This is a genomic window from Streptomyces sp. NPDC001401 (assembly GCF_042895385.1).
In the GTDB taxonomy this organism is placed as follows: Bacteria; Actinomycetota; Actinomycetes; order Streptomycetales; family Streptomycetaceae; genus Streptomyces.
The window spans coordinates 59,626-80,486 of record NZ_JBIAWI010000002.1 but is presented as its reverse complement, the minus strand read 5'-3'; the positions used below and the strand labels follow the sequence as shown (position 1 = coordinate 80,486).

Below are 20,861 nucleotides of genomic sequence, written 5' to 3'. Positions count from 1 at the left end.
ATGGTGCGTTCATGTGAAATCCCTAGCGTCCTTCACCTTGCAGCGGATCGATCACCGTGTCCGCTGGAGAGGAGAAGCATGCACAGCCAGATATCGCTGCTCGCGGCGAAGGGGCTCTCGGCGCACCTGACGGCGACGGACATGATCACCCGGGGCGGGCTCGACGTTGTCGCGCTGATGATATTGGTCGGCTGGCTCTACCGGCGCCGACGCTCCGTCACGGAGATCCCGCTGGTGCTGACCGCGCTCAACCTCGGGCTCCTCGCCGCGATGACCGCGATCACCGCGGGGAAGTTCCCGGCCGGCGTCGGCTTCGGGCTCTTCGGCATCCTGTCCATGGTCCGGCTGCGCAGCGCCGCCTTCACCCTCCGCGACGTCGCCTACACCTTCGTCGCCCTCGTCGTCGGCCTGGCCAGCGGACTGCCGCAGCGGCAGACCTGGCTGATCGTCGCTATCGACGCCCTGCTGCTGATCGCCGTCGCCCTGGTGGACGACCCCTCCGCGCACCGGCCCACCCGCGTGGTGCGCGTCACCCTCGACCGCGTCTACCGCGACCCGGAGGAGATCCGGCTCGACGTCGCCGCCCGGCTCGGCGCCGAACCGCTGTCGGTGGCCGTTGACGAGGTCGACTACGTACGCGAGACCACCCGCGTCTCGGTCCGCTTCCCCCTCCAGGACCCGGCCGAGGCCGAGGCGCCCGAGGAGACTGACCCCGACGCGCCTCCTGTCACCCGTACCGCGGAACGGCAGCCCGCATGACGCCCGCGACGAGCGTCCTGCACGCCCCGACACTGACTCCGCAGGGGCCGGCATCGCTCGCCGAGGCCCTGGGCCTGTCCCGTCTGCCGGGCGCCACCCTCGCCGAGGTCGACGCGGCGGCCGCACTGCAGCACCGCGTCGACCGCAAATACCTCGTCCCCCTCGCCGTAGCCGCACAGCTGGCGGCCTCGCTCGCCGCCACCCACCGGGTCCTGGACATCACAGGCCGCCGCACCACCGACTACCGCAGCACCTACTTCGACACCCCCGAACTCGCCGCCTGGCACGCCCACATCCAGGGGCGCCGCCGCCGGTGGAAGGTCCGCACCCGGCTCTACGCCGAGGACGGGCTGTGCCGCATCGAGGTCAAGACCAAGGACGGACGCGGCGCCACCGTCAAGCACGCCCTGGGCGCCGAGGCCGACACGTACGGACGCCTCGACAGCGCGGCAACGGACTTCGTCGCCGCCATGCTCAGCCAGGCAGGAATCACCTCCGTCCCGGCCACCGACCTGACCCCGGCCGGCGAGATCCGCTACCACCGGGCGGCCCTGGCCGACCTCGAAGCCGGCACCCGCGTCACCCTCGACGGCCTCCTCACCTGCCACCGCAACGAGGGGACCACCGCCCTCGATCCCGGTCACGTCCTCGTCGAGACCAAGGGCGGCCTGCGCCCCGCCCCCGCCGACCGGCTCCTGCTCGACCTCGGCGCCCGGCCCGTCTCCGTGAGCAAATACGCCATCGGACTCTCCCTGCTGGTACCCGGACTCCCCGGCAACGACTTCCGCCGCATCGCCCGGACCTACTTCACCACCAGCGCCCCCGCACACGCCCTTGAAAGGACCACCGCCGCATGACAGCCACCGCCCGCCGCGTGAAATGGCAGTACCCCGTCATCGCCGTCGCCGCCGTCGCAGCCGCCACCTTCGGGCTCGTACGCCCCCTGGTCACCACCGACGCCACGCCCGCCGCCTCGGCCAAGACCAAGCTCTCGGCCACCGACCGGGTCAAGCAGAACCCCCCGCCCGCCCTCTTCACCGACGCCCAAATCGCCCACGTCGCCCAGCAGTTGACGGCCCAGAAGCACACCGCCGACACCCTCTTCGCCCAATGGAAGAAGGCCCACGGCACCACCCGCGACGACCACGCCTTCACCACCTGGGCCGAAGCCCACATCCCCGCCCCGCCCAGCAGCACGGCGCGTGCCGCCGAGCTCAAGCAGGTCCAGGCACTCGCCCGCACGCGCACTGCGGCGGGCAAGAAGGCCGCGACCTGGCTGGAGGTCTACGGCAAGAAGGACATCTGGAAGGTCTACCTCCACGACCAGCGCGACCTCCTTCCCGCCGCCGAGGGCAAGACCGACAAAGCGCAGCTCAAGGCCGCCTTCACCCTCTCCAAAACGATCACCAAGCAGCTCGTCGCCCGGTACAACAGCCCGGCCCCGTACGTCCTCGACACCTCGCTGCGCCCCGAAAAGCACATCAAGGCCGGCGCGAAGTGCCCCTGCTCCTACCCCTCGAAACACGGCGCCCTGTCCGCCACCGCGGTCACCTACCTCAGCAACCTCAACCCGCACCGCGCCGCGGACTACCAGTGGATGGCGGCCGAAGTCGCTTACTCCCGCCTGTACATGGCCGGCCACCTGCCCAGCGACATCCTCGCCGGCGCCCTCCTCGGCGACCTCGTCGGCGACTACGTCCTCACCACCGGCGGCCACACCGCGTAGGGCTGCTCCGCGGGGTACGGATCGGCGGTGCGGCCGGACCGGACGGCGAGTTGGTCGACGGTGACGGTTCAGCAGCTCGGCCAGGTGCGTGCCGAGCGGCTGCCCTGCACCGTCCGCCACCCAGGCGCCCGTCAGCTCCCTGATCTCGGCCACGGTCAGGCCCAGCCCGCGCAGTTCGCCGATGAAGCGCACGCACCACAGGACGTCAGTGTCGTACAGACGGTAGTTCGCGGGGCTGCGGCCGAGGGTGTAGATCAGCCCCGAGTCGGTGTACTCGCGCAGGGCCTTGGCCGGCACGCCCGTGCGGCGGGACAGCTCCCCGATGGTCATCGGCCGGGATGGGTTCGCGTCCACGGATACCTCCGCCCTCGCTTCCACAGCTCAGCCCGCGCAGCAGGAGAGCCTGGTGACATCGGCGGTGAAGGTCTGGGCGGCGAGCTTGAGAGCTTCGGCCATCGTCAGGTACGGCGCCCAGGTGTGCGCGAGTTGGTCGACGGTCATGCCCGCGGTGATCGCGTAGGTGGCGGCGGTGACGATGTCGCCGGCGCCGTCGGCGACGACGTGGACGCCGAGCACGCGTCCGGTCTCGGCATGCGCGACGAGTTTGACCAGGCCGCGGGTGTCCCGGTTGACCAGGGCCCGGGGCACGTATTCCAGCGGCAGAACGCGGCAGTCGCACGGCAGTCCAGCCTCGGCAGCCTGGGCGTCGGTCAGGCCGACGGCGGCAATGGCCGGGCTGGTGAACGTCACGCGGGGCAGCGCGGTGTAGTCCAGGGTGCGGCCCGCGTCCGTGAGGGCATTGCCCGCGGCCAGGGTGCCCTGGGCGGCGGCCACGTACACGAACTGCGGGCCTCCGGCGACGTCGCCCGCCGCCCAGATCCTCGCGTTGGTGGTGCGCTGATAGTCGTCGACGACCACCTCGCCGCGCTCGCCCGTCTTCACACCGACCGCGTCGAGGTTCAGCCCAGCGGTGACCGGGCGGCGGCCGGTGGCGACCAGCAGCTTTTCGGCCCGCAGCTCGATGGGGGCGCCGCCGCGGCGGGCGGTGAGGACGTAGCCGTGTTCGTCGCGCCGGACGGCGGCCGGGGCCACGCCGGTGTGCACGGCGATGCCCTCGTCGGCGAAGACCTCCTCGATCACCTGCGAGACCTCGGGCTCCTCGAACGGTGCCAGCCGCTCCAGCGCCTCGACGACGCTCACGTGGGTGCCGAGGCGGGCGAAGAGCTGGGCCTGCTCCAGGCCGACCGCGTTGCCGCCGACCACGATCATCGACTCCGGCAGCGCGTCGAGCTCCATCGCCGTGGTGGAGGTCAGATATCCCGCCTCTGCCAGGCCATCGACGGGCGGGGTCCAGGGGGCGGAGCCGGTGGCGATCAGGTAGTGGGCGGCCTGGATTCGACGGGTGCCGCCGTCGTTCAGAGCGACCTCCGCTACGGGGGTCGCGGTGCTCCCGGCGAACGCGGCGGTGCCGTGGACGATCTCCCAGCCGTAGTCGGCCGCGAGGTCGGTGTACTTCTCCGCCCGCAGCTGCTCGACCAGAGCATCCTTGCCGCCGATCAGCGCCGGGAAGCCGACCGGAACCTCGGCCGGGGCCAGGCCGGGGAAGCGCCCAGTCGCGGCGGCGGTGTGGCGGGCCGCTGCTGCGGCCAGCAGCGCCTTCGACGGCACACAGCCCACGTTGACGCAGGTGCCGCCGGTGGTGCCGCGCTCGATCATCACGACGCGCTTGCCTTGGCCCACGGCGGCGATGGCGGCGGCGAACGCCGCCGAGCCCGAGCCGACGACTGCCACGTCGATGCCGGATTCCGTCGTCGTCACGATGCTGCCTCCCTCGTGCGGAGCCCGGATTCCGGACTCGTTGCTATGCGGGTTGCCGAATAGGTCAGCGGCTCCATAGTATGCGCTCAGGCGAATAGTTCCAGTTGTGGAGGCCGTCCGCATGCCCCAGCGCCTGACCACCCCCATCCCGTCCGCCCCGGCCGCCGGCGAGGTTCCCTGCACCCATCTGGACACCGTGGCAAAGTTCTTCCGCGCCCTGTCCGACCCGACCCGGCTGAAGCTGCTGGAGTTCATCCTGCGCGGCGAGCGCACCAGTGCCGAGTGCGTCGAGCACGCCGGCATCTCCCAGCCCCGCGTCTCGGTGCACCTGTCCTGCCTAAGCGACTGCGGCTACGTCACCGCCCGCCGTGACGGCAAGAAACTGCGCTATTCCGTCGGCGACCCCCGCGTGGCCGACCTGGTCGTCCTCGCCCGCTCGCTCGCCGCAGACAACGCCACCGCCCTGACCTGCTGCACCCGCATCCCCGACAGCCAGGGCTGACCCGCAAGGAGCACCACTGCCATGCCTGCCACCGACCGGCCCCCGCGCAGTGGCCAAGAGCCCTCCGGCCGCGGCGTGGCCGCCGCCGGGATCGGCGCTGCCCTGCTGGTGATCGTCTGCTGTGCCGGGCCCGTACTGGTCGCCGCCGGTGCTCTCGGCGCACTGGGCGGCTTCCTGGGCAACCCCTGGGTGATCACCGCGGCGGCCTTGCTCCTGGTGGCAGCCGCAACCGCCGCTGTCCGCCGCCGCACAGGCCGCGACGTCCACTGCCCGCCCACCAGATCAACCAAGAACTCCAGCGGCCGAGGCCGCCCGCAAACACCGCTGGATCTCACGGTGTCCGACGAGCGTATTCCGGAGCACCGGACGCCGGCCCGCAACGGCGCCCCCGGCCCCCGCCACGCTGTGGAACTCGACCGGGCCGAGGCGCTGCGGCTGCTGGGCAGGATCGTTTTCAGGAAAGCTCGGCAATCCGTCCCGGTTGTCCTCGGTAGCCACCGCCCCCTCCTTATGCACGGCCTGTGGATAGCCGACGGGGCAGAGGACCGCCGCCCAGCGCAACCGAACCGAATCTACAGTTTGCGCAAACCCGACGGACTGACGGACACCTCATCGTTCGTCATCCTGGCCGGTACCCAGGTGACGGTGTGGATGGACAGGCAGGGCAGGCTGACGCCCAAGCCCGTGCCTCACCGGGAGACGCCGGTGCAGCCGCCGATTTGCAGCAGAGACCGGGGTCTAGTACTCGGAGACAGGGGCGACCAGGGCCGAACAGCGGCTTACGAGAACGGCGCTGCCCCCTCGCCCAGGAAGGTCACCGCACGGTGCCCCTGATCATCGATGCGTATCAGCCCGGACAGACGAATGCGCCGCTCTTGTCCATCGGGGAGGCGAAGCCGCACCTCCTCACCCTGCTCCACAGCAGACCCCACCCACGGCGGCAGCCCCCGCAGGACGCCGCCCCATTCACGCTCCGCAGTGTCGAACGTCCCCAGATCAGCCGTGACCGTGATCTGCTCCCCGCCTACGAGGAGCACAACCGGCAACGAGGAAGCGGCCACGCCCCCAGCGTGCCCCCAGCTCAGCCCCTCCGCCAGCCAGAAGCCGCCTGGTCTGTGTCCGCACGATGAGCCGGCCCAGGCCAGCCGCCACCAAGCAACGGCCTTGGCGAGCGTTGCCCACATCCCCGCCACGATCACTGAACCAGCAACAGCGACCAACACCGTCCGCGCCTTGACGGACCAGGGCAGACAGGCGCCTAGCGCTGGAAACTCCCCGCGCCTCGGGGAAGCGGCACCCTGTCTGCTCACCTGGTCGTCATCCGCCGCGGCGCCCGAACCGCACCGAAATATCCCGGTCAACACCACCGGCACCCACAGCCAATACGCACCGAGCGGTGTCGCCGGGACAAGCGGAGCCAGCTCACATCCCAACCGATCCCGTCGGTGGAGCAACGAACAAGACCTGTCCCGGACACGGGCCCATCCCGCACGCACCGCAAAGTCATCCAGATGACTTGACCGGTCACCAGCTGCCGATGCCCAGTTCAGGCGTACTCTCTTGGCTGAGCGCGTCACCAACGTCGCACAACCCCAGTCGGCCCCGGGGCCCCGCAACGAACCAGCAGGAGACCCCGACGCTCAGCCCTCGTCCTTGCAGCCGGTTCGAGTGGGGCACCTCCCCCATGCCCCAAGCGCCGTAAGGACGATCCCACGCGAGGCACTCACGTCAGGTGGAGGGAGAGCCTCGCGTCGGCGGCCGTCGCCCCCCGTCGACCACAGCGACGGCCGCCGCCCACCCTTCCAGACGCCACGCCGTCTGCGCACTGCCCCCCTCTCAGCCCGCCCGAAACATTCACTCGCTCTTCGCGCTCGCCCTCAGCGCCATAACGAACTCAATACAGGTCGAGGTGTAGGAGCGCTATAGCGCACCCCTGGACCCCGCCCAGCGGGGCAACCTCACGCGCGAATGGCAGGTCTCGTCGTGGCCCAGATCCGTGCGCGCGTGAGGTCACCACGCACGTGACCAGCCACCTTTCCCCGTCGAGGGGTAGCGATCCGACTTCCACCCGTGAGCCGACACCCGAGGCTCAGGGACGCCGTCACGCATTGCCGGTTTCCAGCAGCGTTGGCTACCCTCCCCGGGCGGACACCGTCAAGAACACGTCAACGGTGCAGCGGGAATGGGGGAAGCCGGAGTGGCGGAGTCGGAGACGGCCGAGTACCTGCGTGGGTACGCCCGGATACTGGCCGAGGTCTCCGCCACCGGACGAAGGCTCACCCGCAACGAGCTGGATCAGCGGCGTGTTCTCGGGGAACAGGCCGCGGACGCCGGGCACAGTCTGCGTGGTCTCGTGCGCCAGCACCTCGCGGCGACCCGGGCATCCTGGCCGGACGGCGCCTCCGCGGGTGCGGTCGGCAGCGTCCTGGCGGCGGTGGAGCAGGCCGTCGACGCTTTCGCCGAAGGGTACGAGCGGGCGCAGCGCCTGGCGGTGCGGCAGGAGGAGGCCGCGCGCCGGGAGTTCATCGACGATCTGCTGTACGGCCGCAGTGACCTGGGGCGGCTCGCCGAGAGGGCCGAACGCTTCGGCCTCGTCCTCTCCCGCGCGTACGCGGTCGCTGTGGCTGAAGGACCCGAGGCGTATGACGACACCGCCCCGGTCACGCGCCGGGTGGAGGCCGCTCTGATCGCACGGTTCGGCGACCGGCGCATCCTGCTCGCCACGAAGAACGGGCAGTTGATCTGCATTGCCCCAGGCGACGACGAGGAAGTCCTCACGTATTTCGCCAAGCAGGCGCACGCGGCAACGGACGGCAGCCGGGTGGCCGTCGGGCGCGCCCAGCCCGGCGCGGGTGGCGTGGTGCACTCGTACGAGGAGGCTCTGAGCACCCTGGAACTGGCCGAGCGGCTGGATCTCGACGATCCGGTGGTGCGTGCTGGCGACCTGCTCGTGTACCCCGTCCTCACGCGCGACCGGCAGGCCATGGCCGACCTCGTGCTCAGTGCTCTGGGGCCGCTGCGAGGCGCGCGGGGTGGTGCCGAGCCGTTGCTGCGGACGTTGGAGGCGTATTTCGATTCGGGGTGCACGGCGGCCGAGGCCGCGCGCCGGCTGTCGCTGAGTGTGCGTGCTTTCACCTACCGGCTGGAGCGGATACACCAGCTGACGGGGAGCAACCCGGCCGATCCCATACACCGCTACACCCTGCAGACCGCGGTCATCGGGGCCCGGCTGTTGGGCTGGCCCGCCCAGGAGATCTGAGCCCGGTCCCGCCGTCCGACCAAGTCACAGGGGCCCGCCTCGTTGGCGGGCCCCTGGTGCGCGGCCGGTTCCTCAGCCGGTGATCTCGACCTTTCCGTTGGTCTGGGCCGGCCGTTCCGCCGGCGCGGCGGCCGAGGCGGCACGCTCGGTGACGCCCTTCAGGAGCTGCGCGAGGTCGACACCCGTGGTGGAGCCGAGCAGTTCGAGGCCCTGGGCGACGTTGTCGGCGACCGCGCGTGGGATCCGGCTGGCGCCGTCGGTGGAGATGACGGTCATCTTGTCGATCGCGCTGAGCGGTTCGGACGCCTTGGCGACGACCTGCGGCAGCACCTCGACGAGCATCTGGAGAATTGCGGCCTCGCCGTACTGGCCGTAGGCGTCCGCCTTCTTCTGCATCGCCTCGGCCTCCGCACCGCCCTTCGCCGCGATCGCCGCGGCTTCCGCGTCACCCTCCAGCCGTACCGCCTCCGCGATCGCCGCGCGCCGGGACCGTTCGGCCTCACCCTGCTTCAGGCCCTCGATGGCCTCCGCCTCGGCCAGCGCACTGCGGCGCTGCTTCTCGCCCTCACCGGTCAGCCGGGCCCTCTCGGCCTCCGCCTGCGCGGCCGCGATGCCAGCCGACTTCTCTGCCTCGGCCTGCTTGACCCGGGCCACCCGCTTGGCCTCGGCCTCCTGTTCGGCGGCGTAACGCTGGGCGTCGGCGGGCTTGCGGACCTGGGTGTCGAGCTGACGGTCGGTCAGTGCGGCCTGCCGTTCGGCGACCTTCTCCTGCTCGGTGAGGATCTCCTGCTGCCGGGCCGCCTCGGCCAGCGGGCCCGCGGCTGCGGCGCGGGCCGCGGCCTCGTCGGTCTGGGCCTTGATCTCCGCCTGCTTGAGGTAGAAGGTCCGCTGGGCGACGGCGATTTCCTCCTCGGCCTTGAGCCTGGCCTGCTCGGCCGCGCGCCGTGCGACTGCCTCGGCGATGTCGGCCTCCTGCTTGGCGCGGGCGGCCTCGGGGCGGCCGAGGTCCTCCAGGTAGGAGCCCTCGGTGGTGATGTCCTGGAACTGGAAGGCGTCCAGCACCAGGCCCTGCCCGGACAGGCTCGCCTCCGCCTCCTCCGCGACCTGGCCGGCGAACGCGGCCCGGTCGCGGATGACGTCCTCCACCGACATCCGGCCCACGATCGCGCGCAGCGCGCCGGAGAGCACCTCCTGGGTGAAGCCGACGATGCCGTCCTGCTGCATCAGGAACCGCTGGGCAGCAGCCCGGATGGAGTCCTCGGTGCCGCCGACCTTGACGATGGCGACCCCGTCGAGGTTGGCCTTCACGCCGCGCAGGGTGACCGCGCCGCGCACCGCGACCGGGATGTGCCGGGAGGACAGGTCGAGGGTGAACTTCTGCTGCACGAACGGCACGACGAACACACCGCCGCCGACCACGACCTTCTGCCCGCTGTTGTCGGTGAAGACCCGGCCGGTCTCCGGATCGGTGGCCTTCTTGCCCCGGCGACCGGTGACGATGAACGCCTCGCTCGGACCGGCCACCTTGTAGCGGGTGACGACGACGAGTGCCAGCAGTACGAGGAGTACGACGACTCCGACCACGGCGATGACGACAGGACTCATGACAGTGCCCCCAGACACGTAGCACCCCGGAGGGGATGGAAAGGCCCCGCAAGGGGGCGACAAGCAAATGAGGAGAAACCAAGAGAGACGAACGGCTGGACGACGGACCGAAGTTCAGCGGTCCACCGGGCGCACCAATACGGAGGTCGCGGACGGCGCCGCTTCCACCCACACCTCGGTGCCCCTGCCCACCGGCGTCGCGCTGCGTGCGGCGAACTTGACCGGCTGGCCCGCGAGTTGAAGCAGCACCTCGCCGAACCCGTTGGCGGGGATGGCCGTCACCACGTTGCCGGCTGTGCCGATCAGGTCGTCCCCGGTGGGCGTCACCGCCGTCTGGTCGCGCATCAGGGCACGGCTGAAGCGATACGTCAGCCAAGCCGTGCCCACCCCCGTGAACGCGCCGACGGCGGTGGCGCCCGCAGGGCCCACCCCCACGGCCGCCTGCGCGATGACCCCGCCGAAGCCGGTCATCGACAGGAAGCCGGCGACGACCGGCAGCGACAGCCACCCGTCGAGGCTGCCGCCCAGCGCGCCGTCGAGCGCGCCGTCCAGCAGCCCGTCGAAGACCAGCGACAGGGCGAGCAGCACGACCCCCGTGATGCCGAGTCCAAGAAACCAGGCCATTCGTGCTGTCCCCCTCTCACCCGTCGCTGATCTCCGGCTTGACGGAATCCTGACATGGTGAGGCGGGCCGTTTCATTGCCGTCTTCCGGCAAGCTTTACGCGCCTTTGATGCCGCCTTTCGGCGACGTACCCCGCGTTCACCGGTGGTGTCAGCCGTGCGGGCGGCGTCGTGTCCGTGTCATGAGGCGGGTGGCCAGGGCGGCCAGCGCGAGCGAGGCGATGAGAATGAGAACGGCCAATGCCGTTCCCAGCGGTTGGGGAGCCTCGTGTGGGCGCAGCAGCAAGGAGCCGCCGAGACTCGCGATCCAGGCAAGGGCAATCACGAGAGACGCATCAGCGATCACCGGGGTCCCGTCCGGGTGCGGCGCGTCGGCTTCCACACGGTGAGCAATCCGGTCACGTCTCGACGGCTCCAGAAGAATCAGCACCCAGAAGCCCACGACCACCACGAGCGCCGCTGTGAACGTGACCGTGGGGAAGCGGAGGACGGCTTCTGCGATCTCACGCACGATTACACCGTATTCCTCCCGGGTTCATGGCGGGAGGAATACGGTGCCGGCCCGCCCCCGCAGGGACCAGCGTGGGTGAGGTGGCAGGCCGCGTACAGAATGACCGGCTCAGCGGAAGCGGCAGGCGATACGGAGACCTAGGCTGGCGGTCAGGTGCGCCGGGAAGACTGGTCGGCAGTCAGCTGCTTCCTGCCTTGGAGGCCGAGATGCCGGAGCCGTCACCCACCGAGAACCCGCACGGGCCGTGGGACGCGCTGGGCCGGCTGTCGCGTCTGCTTCCAAGCCGCCGCCTTCATTCAGCCGCGCACGCGTTGGATCGCGTAGTTGTCCGGCTCACGGGAGAGATCACCTCCAAGAACGCCGGACGCATCGGACGACGCCTGCAGGATGTGCTGGGAACTCGGCCGACCGTCCTTGAGATCGACCTGGGGCGCGTGACCTACCTGAGCCGTGACGGCGGCGCGGCGTTCTTCATGGCCCTGCGTGCGGCTCGGGAGCACAGCACACGGGTGATCATCACGCACGTCCGCAGCCAGGCACGCCGTACCCTCCACGAACTGGGGCTGGAGCGGGTTGTCGACGTGTACGCAGGGCACGGACCATCCGCGTCACAAGGCGGCGATCAGTAGCCGCTCCAGCAAGTGGTATGCAGTGACCACGCCGAGCAGCCGCTTGCCGTCCTTGCCCTTGTCCACGACCGCCACAAGTCGGCTGCGGACCTGTGCCATCAGGGCCGCGACCTCCAGCGCGGTCGCGTCCGGCCCGGCGACCGGTGGGGCGGGCAGCCGGTGCTCGGCCATCAGACGCAACCCGAAGCGCCGTTCCCGTCCATCTCATTCTGGCGCTTGACCAGGTGTGATGCGGTGATGGGCTCCGATCGCGTCGCCGATCCGAGCGACGAGCGTGCCGAGGAAGGCGGCGGCGAGCAGAAGAACGAGGCGGACGGCGTCCGCATTGCCGTGCCAGGCGAGCCGGCCGTGTGGCGCGACGGCGTAGTCGTTGAGGAACAGCCAGCACACCACGGCGATGCCGGGGGCGGCACGGAAGCGGGCGGGCAGTCCCAGGAGCGCCGCCAGTGCACACAGCGCACCGAGAGCGATGGAGGAGCTGGAGAGGGCGTGGACAGCGCTGAGCACGGCCACCAGCAGGAAGCACCCGACGAAGGCCGCCGCCCACACGAAGGGCGTCGCCACCGGCTCGGGCACGGGCCTGACCGGGGCGGTACGCAGAGGACGCCACTCCACCATGACCGATCCTCTCCACGGCTGCGAACGTCCAGCGGGTGCCGTTCTTCCATAGCACCGCACGCGTCCCCGTACTCGGCGACGGACGGAGGGCTTCCTTGATGGATCCCGTACGGGGTCTTAACGCGTTCCATACGGATCTACTTCGTGCGCTGCTTCGGTGGTACGTCAGCCGCCGTTGGCGGATTCGGGCTGATGGAGGGCGGCGTCCAGCTGATAGGGGACGCTGGTGACCATGACGCCGGGCATGAACAGCAGGCGGGTCTTCAGCCGCAGGGCGCTCTGGTTGTGCAGCAGCTGCTCCCACCAGCGGCCCAGCACGTACTCGGGGATGATCACGGTGACGACGTCGCGGGGGCTGTCGCGGCGGATGCGGCGGACGTAGTCGAGGACCGGGCGGGTCACCTCGCGATACGGAGAGTCGAGGACCACCAGCGGCACATCGAGGTTGTGCTCGTCCCACTGGCGTTTCAGCTCGTCGCTCTCGTGCGGCTCGACGGAGACGTTGAGGGCCTCGATCTTGTGCGGGCGGGTGGAACGGGCGTAGCCCAGGGCCCGCAGGGTGGGCGCGTGGATCTGGGAGACCAGCACGATTGCGTGGTTACGCGACGGCGGCTGAGCGGTCGTGGCCGGGGCAACCGTGAGTTCCCTCGAGACGCGGTCGTAGTGGCGGCGGATGCCCTTCATGGCGAAGAACAGCAGCGGCATGGCGATGGTGACGATCCACGCGCCGTGCAGGAACTTCGTCGCGAGCACGATGATCAGCACGACGCCGGTGAAGAACGCTCCGGTGGCGTTGATGACCTGCGAGCGGCGGATTCGGAACCGGGCGGACGGGTCGGTGGTGCGGGCGAGCTCCTTGCTCCAGTGCTTGACCATGCCCGCCTGGGAGAGGGTGAAGGAGACGAAGACGCCGACGATGTAAAGCTGGATGATCGAGGAGACGTCCGCCTTGAAGGCGATGATCAGTCCGATCGCGGCGAGCGCGAGCAGGATGATGCCGTTGGAGAAGACCAGCCGGTCGCCGCGGTTGTGCAGCTGGCGGGGCAGGAAGCGGTGCTGGGCCAGCAGCGACGAGAGCAGCGGGAAGCCGTTGAAGGCGGTGTTGGCGGCCAGGATGAGGATGCCCGCGGTGAACGCCTGGACGTAGTAGAAGAGGAAGCTGACGTTGCCGAAGGACGCCTTGGCGATCTGGGCGAGCGCGGTGGGCGTGGACGCGTCGGCGGGCAGGCCCAGCTCGGTGGGGTGGTCGGCGACGTGGACGCGGTAGAGCAGCGCCAGGACGGTGATGCCGGCGAACATGGTGATCGACATCGCGCCCATGATCACCAGGGACATCGCGGCGTTGCGGCTCTTCGGTTTCTGGAAGGCGGGCACGCCGTTGCTGATCGCCTCCACGCCGGTCAGCGCGGTGCAGCCGGAGGCGAAGGCGCGCATGCCGAGGAAGACCAGGGCCAGGCCGGTGTAGGTGCCGGTGGCGTGGATGGACAGGTGGGCCGACTCGGCGCGGATCGTTTCTCCGGTGGCCAGGCGGACGGCGGCGAAGGCGAACATCACGTAGATGCCGAGGACGAAGCCGTAGGTCGGCACGGCGAAGGCCCGGCCGGACTCCTTCACACCGCGCAGGTTCATCAGCGTCAGCAGCACCACCGAGGCCACCGACAGCTCCACCGCGTACTTGCCCAGGGAGGGAGCGGCGGAGGTGATGGCGGCCACCCCGGCGACCACCGAGACGGCCACGGTCAGCACGTAGTCCACCAGCAGGGCGCTGGCCGCGGTGAGGGCGGCGGTGCGGCCGAGGTTGTCGGTGCTGACCGCGTAGGCGCCGCCGCCGTTGGGGTAGGCGTAGCAGGTCTGCCGGTAGGAGGTGATCACCACCACCAGCAGCACGATGATCGCGGCGGCGATGTACCAGGTGAGGTGGAGCAGCTGGGTGCCGCCGAAGGCGAGGATGAGCAGGATCTCCTCGGTCGCGTACGCCACCGAGGAGAGCGGGTCGCTGCAGAAGACCGGGATGGCCAGCCGCTTGGGCAGCAGGGTCTCGGAGAGCTGGCTGGTCCGCATGGGACGGCCGACGAGCACGTGTTTGGGCAGCAGCGATCTCACATCTGGCGATGCTAGGTCTATGGAAGGCTCATCAGGAGAGCCGTACATCAGAAGGCCATCAAGGGAGCGTTAAGATCCTGCGTCTGGCCTCACGCCTGGCACGGCCTATGCCGGTTCCCGGGCCCGTACTGCGAGGACACCCCTGGGGCAACCTCACCACGGTGCTTACTCACCCCGTAGCGCGCGGGAGCCGGCCCGCCCACTCCGATCTGTCCGCCACCACCAGGACGTAGCAGCCCGGCGAAGTCGGTTACCAGGAGCGGCCCGGACCGGTGAGCCACGGGCCGCAGGCGTGCTACGCGCTACACCTGCTCGGTCTCACACATCCCGGACGCCTGCAAGATGGCCAGAGCGGTCTTCGCATCGATGCGGCGGGACAGCTCCCGCACCACCGACTGCCCGCGGTAGAGCTGTCCTCGCTCCAGCGACGCGCGCACGCCGGAGTGCACCAGGCTCCACAGAGCCGGATTGCCGACCAGGGCCTCCGTGTCCACCTCGACACGGCCCCCGTCGGCATCCCGCAACACCAACCGCCGCGCGGCTCCCGGCGCCCAGCGCACGCAGACGAGCCGGTCGGTCCGCACCACGTGCTCACGCCCCAGCCAGCAGGACCTCAGCCAGCCCGAGCCGGCCGTCACCCGCGGTGGCACGAGCACCAGGAACAACAGCACGCCCAGAGTGCCCCAGACGGCGGCCCGTGCCACGTCGAGGCTTCCCGCACCCGCGTCGAGGACGAACGGCATCCCGAGAAACACCGCCGAGCACTGGCATGTCAGCCGCATGTCACCGGCCCACCGCTCATCGACGGCAGCAGCCTGCCCGGACGCCGCTGACGTCGGCTGAGCAGTCTCTCGTGGGATGCGCCGTCGCATGCCAACGACGATAGAGAACCCCCCGTGTACGCGGCCCGGAAGCGAACCCTCCCGAGTGACTTTGACGCGCCCTTGATGCGCTGCTGATAGCCCACTGACGACTTCCTGACGTAGCGTTGTCGCCGGTGTGCCGGGAAGCCTGGTCGGCGAAGTTCCTTCAACGTTCTCTTCGGAAGAGGTCTTCGCGTGCCTGTCACCACCCAGGCCGCCGTCACGACGGCTGCCCCTGCCGCCCCGCGCGGACGCACATCACGGCGTTCCATCCTCTTCTTCGCGTTCGCCTTTGCGGTGATCGCCGATCCGGTCTCCTCGGTCGCCTACGCGATCGAGGCGGCCCTGCGCGCCCTGCACGGGGACCTGGCACTGCTGCTGCCCACCATGAGCCTGGTGATCGGGCTGGTTGTCGTGGTCACCGCCAACTACTGGCAGCTGGTGCGCCGCTTCCCGAAAGGCGGCGGCGCGGCGGCCGCGGCGGCGCGGGCGTTCGGCCCGCGCTGGACGTTCCTGCCCATCGGCGCGCTGGTGGTCGACTTCGTGCTGACCATCGGCATCTCGATCGCGGCCGCGGCCAGCGCGGTGATAGCCCTCTTCCCCGGCCTGGCCGCGTGGCGCATCCCGCTGGCCCTGGTGCTGCTGGTCGTGGTGGCCGGGCTGACCTGGTTCGGGCACGGCGGACGGCTGCTGTTCGCGTTCATGACCGTCGCGTTCGTCGTGATCTCCGTGGCCGTGCTGATCCTTGGCTTCGCCTCACCGCACACCACCGGCCACGCGGCCACATCCGCCGCCCCGGGCCACTCCGCCGTGCTGGCGGTGGTGCTGGCCTTCCCGGTGGCGATGGCCCTGGCCACCGGCATCGAGGCGCCGTCCACCGCGATCGCCCAGCTCGGCCAGCTCGACGACACCCATCGCCGCCGCTTCGGCCGCGGCACGCTCGCCCTGCTGGTCGTCATCGTCGGCGGTCTCACCCTGGCGCTGACCGCACTGGCCGTGCAGCTGCGCATCGGCATCCCCGGCTCCGACTCCACCCAGATCGCGGACATCGCGCACGCCGCCGCCGGACCGGGCTGGCTGTACGGCGCCTTCCAGCTGACCAGCTCGCTGCTGCTGCTCGCCGCCGCCAGCTCCTCCTTCCAGGCCGGACCCGGCCTGCTCAAGGCGCTGTCCGGCACGGCCGCGGAGCCCGGCGTGCTGCCGCCGGTGCTCGGCAGGGCCAACCGCCACCACACCCCGTACTGGTCGGTTGTGGTCTACCTGGTCGGCGCCGCGCTCATCATCGTCGCCGCGGCGGGCCAGGAACAGGAACTGGTCCTGTTCTACGCCGTCGCGGTCTTCGTCAGCTTCCTGATCGGCTTGCTCGCCATGACCCGCTTCGCCCGCGGCGAGGGCAAGCCGGCACTGGCCTGGGTCAACGGTCTCGCCGCGGCGGCCGTGGCATTCACCCTCGTGGTGAACCTGCTGCGCGGCTGGCCGGTGCTCTCGCTGGTGGCCACCCTCCTGATCGCCGCCGGCCTGTACATCCGGTGGAACCGCGCCGGCCGCCCCACCGGCATCGAGGACGTCGAAGCCCAGGCAGAAGCGGCCTGACCAACAACGGCGACCGCCAACCCTCACTCGCCGGTTCAGGGCGCACCCATTCCAACGCGCTCCTGCTCGTGGGCTCTTCACGCCCGGCGAGCAGGAGGCTAGGAATTCGACAGCCGACGCGAAATACCTGCAGCCGGAGGGCAACGCGTCAGCCAGTCCTGCCACCTCGGTGGATGCCGGCGCGCTCCCAGCCCAGGGTCCGCTGGTCCATGCGGCGCCGGTCCAGCAGGCGCGCGCCCCGCGCGCCGACCCACCACATGCCACCCGCGACCACGGCCGTCCCTAATGCGGCCGCTTCCCCAATGGCCTCGGACCGATCCGGAGGCCGGGAGACCACGTCACCGTGGCTCTTTGTCCAAACCGAACACCTGTGTCCCCGCCGAAGAATGAGCAGGCACCCTGGTCCGACCGGTGCGGGTCTGACCATCCGGCGTCGTCCATCGGACCTGCGCCCACCCGGGCTGGCTCTCGCTCTCCCGGATGGCCACCGTACCCGTCGCGTTCCCGACGAGCACCGCCGCGACCTCCCGGCGCCGGGACCGCTCCCCCTCGAAGCTCCGGTCCGCCACCATCGCCGTCCGCAGGCCCACGGTCGCGCCGCCCAGGGTGCCCAGGATCCGCGCGACGAGCAGCACCCCGGGCTTCGACGAGATCGACCGTCCGTCGCAGTGGGTTGCGTCTCCACCGCCAGAGCCTCACCCTCGCGTGGGGCTTCCCTGCCGTCCGAATGTCGCCGCCATCAGCCGAGACACACCCCTCATGAGCCAGCGCCTTACTTACGGACTAGCGCCGGGCAGCGTCATTGCCGGACGCCGCCCATCTCCGCTGTGAAGAGCACCGGGTCACTGTCGAACCCGCGGACCATCTCGCGGAACTCCCATACTCCCGATGCGTCCCTGTCGAACTCGGCGACCGTCGCGGCCGTGGCGTCGGCCACACCCGCGAAGTCGTCGGCCAGCAGTTGCCGGTATCCCTCGACGACGAGCACGCCAGCGTTGGATATGTCGCCGAACGTGCGGGGGCCACCGTCCTGGTGGATGGCCACGCCGACCACCACCCGCCCGTAGGCGGACGACATCCGGTCGAACTCCAGCACCATCGCCTCGACGAAGCCGAACCCCATACCGGTCTCGCTGTGCCGACTCATGTTGATCGTGCCGTCCGGCGAGCGGCTCTCGTAGTGGACGACGTACACCGGCCGCCCATAGGGGTCATCCGCCGAATAGGTCGCGGCGATGATGTCCAGATGCCGCGACGGCTCCCCGTAGCGACTCGGGTCCCACTTGAGCCTCACCTCGACCTTGGCCAGTCCCTTGCCAACACCGCTCACCTTGCCGCTCCCCGTCAAGTCACCGCGGGACGCCCCCGCATCGACAAGTATGTGCAGTGACCAGCGTTTTGATGCCTCCTTAGCGCGCCTCATCCTGAGGCTGCCAAGCCCAGTCCCTCAAGTCAGTGACCCGATTGTCCACCTACACTGATTCCATGACCTATTGCCACTGAAATTTGACCTCTGGAGAGCCGCAGCCCTCCATCTGCTCCCTTCGGGCCCGCGGATATGCTCGCGCTATGCGACGACAGGGGCGAATGGCCAAGGCGGCTCGCTGGCTGGTGGTTTGGGCCGTGTTCACCATCGTCATGCGCTTCGTCACCGACCTCGCGGACATCTACAGGGGCTGGTTGAACACTGCGGTGACGTCCGCGTTGGTGGTGGCCTCCTGGTACCTGGTCCCGTGGTTTCGGTCCCGCAGGGAGCGCAAGGCCGCAGCACCGTAGCCAGACTGCGAGCTCGGAGTGCCGTATCCCCCATGAAGCTCGTCGGCCACACGGCAGTCCTCGACCAAGTAGCGGGCGGCGTCGGCGCAAATGTGGACTGCGTCAGCGGTCACCAGCGCCCCGGCGATGTCCATCTCGCCCAGCAGCGTACGGACTTGGGTGGCCTCGGTGGTGCCCTCGGGAACGGTGATCTGCCCGAGCACCACGGCGTCTTGCTCGGTCCGATGGGTCATCGTCATGAACATCACCAGCTGGCCGTCGTCGCTCCGGTTGCCGCGCAGGTCCTTGTCGTCCAGCACCGATTGCCCAGCCGTCGGCGTCGCAGTCGCCGTGCTCGCGCAGCCACGCTCCCACCAGCCGGTCGAGCTCGTCGGCGTCCAGCGCGATCAGCGCCCGCCGCAGCGTGCCTGCGCTGGGCGCGAGGAAGACCAAGTCGGCCAGAACCCAGCGGGCGCCCAATCAGGGAAAGCGTTTCCTGGGGCAGGTGGGCCGCGGCTTATCCCAGCTCCCGTTCGTTGGCGCCCCGGCACCGCGACCCTCAGCACCGCCACGAGCGGATGCCGGACCTCGCGCGGATCGGGAGGATCGGTGATGTCCGCCAGCATCACCACGAGCGACGAGACAGCAGCACCAGCATGCGACATGGGCGCCGGTGACCTTCTTGTTCGGGTGATGGAACGCCTGGTGACGGAACTCCCCTCCCCCGCATGGAATTTGTGGCTTCTCCGCAACCGTTCACCCCCGCCGTCAAGGTTGCGTCAAACCCTTCTGAGTAGGCGTCAGGGAGGCGTCAAAACCCGTCGTCCGTGGCCGGATTCGGTCGCAGACTTGGCGTCACGGGGGACGGGCGACCGTCCGTGGGCCTGATATCGGAGGGCTCGTGAGCATCACGGCCGGGACCACGCGTAGTTCTGAGGCGGAGCCCGAGTCTGCCGCCAAGTCGCAGGGCAGACCGGTCACCCTGACCGGGAACCGTCCTGGGCCGCGGCAGGGAGGGGAGCTGCGGACGGACGGCCCGGGACATCGCCTTCGTCGGCAGACCGCGGCTGCGTGGGCCGCTGTGCACCGCCGCTACTGGGCCACCCTGCCCGCGCGACTGCGCCTTCTGCGTGCGGTCACGGTCGCGCTCGCCGCCGCCCTGACTCTGCTGCTCCTGTTGGCCGGGCTCGCCGCGACCGGTACCTGGGACTCCGTCGCCGGCCGGGACGCGCCCCGCACCACCAGTGCCGCCGACCTCAACCTTGCCCTGAACGACATGGACGCGCAGGCCGCCAACATCCTGCTGTCCAGCGGAGATGCGGGCAAAGGGCGGCTGCGGACGCCGTACGGGAAGGCGGTGGGTTTTTACGCTGGCTCCCGTCGCACCATCGGCCACGAACTGCGCACCCTCGCGGTGGCGGCCGAGGGCGACAAGCGCGCCGAGCGGACCGTGGAGTCGCTCACCGACGACTTCGCCGAATACCAGGAGCTGATCGGCCGGGCTCTGGAGAACGACGGCCGGGCCGGCGGGAAGGCAGCCGCGCTGGTGGATTACCGCACGGCGACCGACCTCCTGCAGCGCCGGCTCCTGCCGGAGGCGCGGGCGCTGGTCGACGCCAACAACCGTGCCTTCGAAGGCGAGTACGACGACGCCCGCTCCGCCCTGTCCGCCCAGCTCGCCGCCGCCGTGGCGCTCGGCGGGCTGCTGCTCGCCGTGCTCGGTGTGCTGCAGTGGTATCTGGCCCGCCGCTTCCACCGGATCCTCAACCCCGGCGTGCTGGCCGCTACCGTCTGCACGCTGCTCGCCGTCGTCCTCGGCGCGCAGATGCTGGCCGCCACCGCCGGGCACCTGCGCGGCGCCCGCCGCGACGCCTTCGACTCCGTCGTGGCGCTGTCCCGCGCCCGTGCCATCGCCTACGACGCGAACGCCGATGAGAGCCGCTATCTCCTCGACCCGCAGCGCCGTGACCAGTACGCCGCCGCGTTCCTGGCCAAGTCCCAGCAGCTGTACGGGTTGAAGGGTGCATCGCTCGCCTCGTACGACGGCGAGCTCGCCCGGGCCTGGTCGGCCTACCGCGCCGACCACCACGACCTGCGCTTCACCGGCGAATACCGGCGCGAACTGGACAACATCACCTACGCCGGGGAACGGGCCGCGGCCGAGAAGACCGTGGAGACGTACGCCGTCTACCAGCGTGACGACCGGAAGATCCGCGCGCTGGTCGCGGGCGGCAAGGAGCGCGAGGCGGTCGCCTTCTGCATCAGCTGGGAACCCGGCATGTCCAACGCCCACTTCGGCGCCTACATGGCCGCGCTCGACCGGCTGATCGCCATCAACCGCGGGCACTTCGCCGCCTCCGTGAGCGACGGCCGGTCCGTCGTGACCGGGCTGCTGCCGTGGACGTGCGGTCTGCTGCTCGCGGGGAGCGTGCTCACGCTGCTCGGGCTGCGGCCGCGGCTGGCCGAGTTCCGCTGAGCGCCCCGAGGCCGGTTACCAG

Annotated in this window: 18 protein-coding genes and 2 pseudogenes; 9 read left to right on the top strand and 11 right to left on the bottom strand. The window is 70.2% G+C overall.

The window, feature by feature from the left end; translation table 11 throughout:
• Positions 1–78: 78 nt before the first annotated feature.
• From ACFY10_RS08060 to ACFY10_RS08050, 3 genes are read left to right on the top strand one after another with little or no spacing between them, the layout of a single operon-like run.
• On the top strand, positions 79–759 hold the full coding sequence (locus tag ACFY10_RS08060; RefSeq protein ID WP_390664229.1) for a DUF4956 domain-containing protein: 681 nt from the start codon (positions 79–81) through the stop codon (positions 757–759).
• Positions 756–1,616 carry a VTC domain-containing protein gene (locus tag ACFY10_RS08055; protein WP_390664228.1) on the top strand — a complete coding sequence of 287 codons (861 nt, stop codon included), beginning with the start codon at positions 756–758 and terminating at the stop codon, positions 1,614–1,616. The genes ACFY10_RS08060 and ACFY10_RS08055 overlap by 4 nt, the downstream gene beginning before the upstream one ends.
• On the top strand, positions 1,613–2,485 hold the full coding sequence (locus tag ACFY10_RS08050) for a phosphatase PAP2 family protein (RefSeq protein ID WP_390664227.1): 873 nt from the start codon (positions 1,613–1,615) through the stop codon (positions 2,483–2,485). The genes ACFY10_RS08055 and ACFY10_RS08050 overlap by 4 nt, the downstream gene beginning before the upstream one ends.
• 144 nt (positions 2,486–2,629) lie before the next feature.
• Here ACFY10_RS08050 and ACFY10_RS08045 read toward each other — a convergent pair.
• Both ACFY10_RS08045 and merA read right to left on the bottom strand, forming a co-directional pair.
• A pseudogene (locus ACFY10_RS08045) lies at positions 2,630–2,815 on the bottom strand (MerR family transcriptional regulator); the annotation flags it as partial.
• A gap of 51 nt (positions 2,816–2,866) precedes the next feature.
• Complete coding sequence (gene merA / locus ACFY10_RS08040) at positions 2,867–4,303, bottom strand: mercury(II) reductase (protein WP_390664226.1); 1,437 nt, start codon at positions 4,301–4,303, stop codon at positions 2,867–2,869.
• 121 nt (positions 4,304–4,424) lie between these two features.
• Here merA and ACFY10_RS08035 point away from each other — a divergent pair, with 121 nt between their 5' ends.
• The 3 genes from ACFY10_RS08035 to ACFY10_RS08025 all read left to right on the top strand — a co-directional run bounded on the left by ACFY10_RS08035 (position 4,425) and on the right by ACFY10_RS08025 (position 8,064).
• On the top strand, positions 4,425–4,805 hold the full coding sequence (locus tag ACFY10_RS08035; protein WP_390664225.1) for an ArsR/SmtB family transcription factor: 381 nt from the start codon (positions 4,425–4,427) through the stop codon (positions 4,803–4,805).
• 21 nt (positions 4,806–4,826) lie between these two features.
• Entirely contained in the window at positions 4,827–5,639 is an 813-nt protein-coding gene (locus ACFY10_RS08030; protein ID WP_390664224.1) for a hypothetical protein, read from the top strand.
• Between the two features lie 1,348 nt (positions 5,640–6,987).
• Entirely contained in the window at positions 6,988–8,064 is a 1,077-nt protein-coding gene (locus tag ACFY10_RS08025) for a PucR family transcriptional regulator (RefSeq protein ID WP_390664223.1), read from the top strand.
• Between the two features lie 72 nt (positions 8,065–8,136).
• Here the strand turns inward: ACFY10_RS08025 and ACFY10_RS08020 are convergent, their stop codons facing one another.
• The 3 genes from ACFY10_RS08020 to ACFY10_RS08010 all read right to left on the bottom strand — a co-directional run bounded on the left by ACFY10_RS08020 (position 8,137) and on the right by ACFY10_RS08010 (position 10,802).
• Complete coding sequence (locus ACFY10_RS08020; protein WP_390664222.1) at positions 8,137–9,669, bottom strand: SPFH domain-containing protein; 1,533 nt, start codon at positions 9,667–9,669, stop codon at positions 8,137–8,139.
• A gap of 114 nt (positions 9,670–9,783) precedes the next feature.
• Entirely contained in the window at positions 9,784–10,293 is a 510-nt protein-coding gene (locus ACFY10_RS08015; RefSeq protein WP_390664221.1) for a hypothetical protein, read from the bottom strand.
• A 149-nt stretch (positions 10,294–10,442) separates the two neighbouring features.
• On the bottom strand, positions 10,443–10,802 hold the full coding sequence (locus ACFY10_RS08010) for a hypothetical protein (protein WP_390664220.1): 360 nt from the start codon (positions 10,800–10,802) through the stop codon (positions 10,443–10,445).
• A 194-nt stretch (positions 10,803–10,996) separates the two neighbouring features.
• Here ACFY10_RS08010 and ACFY10_RS08005 point away from each other — a divergent pair, with 194 nt between their 5' ends.
• Positions 10,997–11,431, top strand: a complete 435-nt coding sequence (locus ACFY10_RS08005) for an STAS domain-containing protein (RefSeq protein WP_390664219.1) — start codon at positions 10,997–10,999, stop codon at positions 11,429–11,431.
• On the opposite strand, the pseudogene ACFY10_RS08000 reads toward ACFY10_RS08005, so the two are convergent.
• The 4 genes and pseudogenes from ACFY10_RS08000 to ACFY10_RS07985 all read right to left on the bottom strand — a co-directional run.
• Positions 11,411–11,587 (bottom strand): annotated as a pseudogene (locus ACFY10_RS08000) (CBS domain-containing protein); the annotation flags it as partial. The gene ACFY10_RS08005 and the pseudogene ACFY10_RS08000 overlap by 21 nt on opposite strands.
• 48 nt (positions 11,588–11,635) lie before the next feature.
• Positions 11,636–12,049: a hypothetical protein gene (locus tag ACFY10_RS07995; protein ID WP_390664218.1), complete on the bottom strand. Its 414-nt coding sequence runs from the start codon at positions 12,047–12,049 to the stop codon at positions 11,636–11,638.
• A gap of 165 nt (positions 12,050–12,214) precedes the next feature.
• On the bottom strand, positions 12,215–14,152 hold the full coding sequence (locus tag ACFY10_RS07990) for an APC family permease (protein WP_390664217.1): 1,938 nt from the start codon (positions 14,150–14,152) through the stop codon (positions 12,215–12,217).
• A gap of 302 nt (positions 14,153–14,454) precedes the next feature.
• Positions 14,455–15,024, bottom strand: a complete 570-nt coding sequence (locus ACFY10_RS07985; protein WP_390664216.1) for a hypothetical protein — start codon at positions 15,022–15,024, stop codon at positions 14,455–14,457.
• Positions 15,025–15,210: 186 nt separating this feature from the next.
• Between ACFY10_RS07985 and ACFY10_RS07980 the strand changes: the two genes are divergently transcribed.
• On the top strand, positions 15,211–16,608 hold the full coding sequence (locus ACFY10_RS07980; protein WP_390664215.1) for an amino acid permease: 1,398 nt from the start codon (positions 15,211–15,213) through the stop codon (positions 16,606–16,608).
• A gap of 799 nt (positions 16,609–17,407) precedes the next feature.
• Here ACFY10_RS07980 and ACFY10_RS07975 read toward each other — a convergent pair.
• Positions 17,408–17,938 (bottom strand): TerD family protein, encoded by a 531-nt coding sequence (locus ACFY10_RS07975; protein ID WP_390664214.1) that lies wholly within the window; start codon positions 17,936–17,938, stop codon positions 17,408–17,410.
• A gap of 337 nt (positions 17,939–18,275) precedes the next feature.
• Positions 18,276–18,683 carry a hypothetical protein gene (locus tag ACFY10_RS07970; RefSeq protein ID WP_390664213.1) on the bottom strand — a complete coding sequence of 136 codons (408 nt, stop codon included), beginning with the start codon at positions 18,681–18,683 and terminating at the stop codon, positions 18,276–18,278.
• 761 nt (positions 18,684–19,444) lie between these two features.
• Between ACFY10_RS07970 and ACFY10_RS07965 the strand changes: the two genes are divergently transcribed.
• Positions 19,445–20,839, top strand: coding sequence for a hypothetical protein (locus tag ACFY10_RS07965; RefSeq protein WP_390664212.1), 1,395 nt, complete (start codon positions 19,445–19,447; stop codon positions 20,837–20,839).
• Positions 20,840–20,861: the final 22 nt, after the last annotated feature.

Excerpts from the sequence above, each read along its gene's own strand:
- ACFY10_RS08060 (WP_390664229.1), top strand. The coding sequence starts at position 79 with ATGCACAGCCAGATATCGCTGCTCGCGGCGAAGGGGCTCTCGGCGCAC.
- ACFY10_RS08055 (WP_390664228.1), top strand. The coding sequence starts at position 756 with ATGACGCCCGCGACGAGCGTCCTGCACGCCCCGACACTGACTCCGCAG.
- ACFY10_RS08050 (WP_390664227.1), top strand. The coding sequence starts at position 1,613 with ATGACAGCCACCGCCCGCCGCGTGAAATGGCAGTACCCCGTCATCGCC.
- ACFY10_RS08035 (WP_390664225.1), top strand. The coding sequence starts at position 4,425 with ATGCCCCAGCGCCTGACCACCCCCATCCCGTCCGCCCCGGCCGCCGGC.
- ACFY10_RS08030 (WP_390664224.1), top strand. The coding sequence starts at position 4,827 with ATGCCTGCCACCGACCGGCCCCCGCGCAGTGGCCAAGAGCCCTCCGGC.
- ACFY10_RS08025 (WP_390664223.1), top strand. The coding sequence starts at position 6,988 with ATGGGGGAAGCCGGAGTGGCGGAGTCGGAGACGGCCGAGTACCTGCGT.
- ACFY10_RS08020 (WP_390664222.1), bottom strand. The coding sequence starts at position 9,669 with ATGAGTCCTGTCGTCATCGCCGTGGTCGGAGTCGTCGTACTCCTCGTA.
- ACFY10_RS08015 (WP_390664221.1), bottom strand. The coding sequence starts at position 10,293 with ATGGCCTGGTTTCTTGGACTCGGCATCACGGGGGTCGTGCTGCTCGCC.
- ACFY10_RS07995 (WP_390664218.1), bottom strand. The coding sequence starts at position 12,049 with ATGGTGGAGTGGCGTCCTCTGCGTACCGCCCCGGTCAGGCCCGTGCCC.
- ACFY10_RS07985 (WP_390664216.1), bottom strand. The coding sequence starts at position 15,024 with ATGCGACGGCGCATCCCACGAGAGACTGCTCAGCCGACGTCAGCGGCG.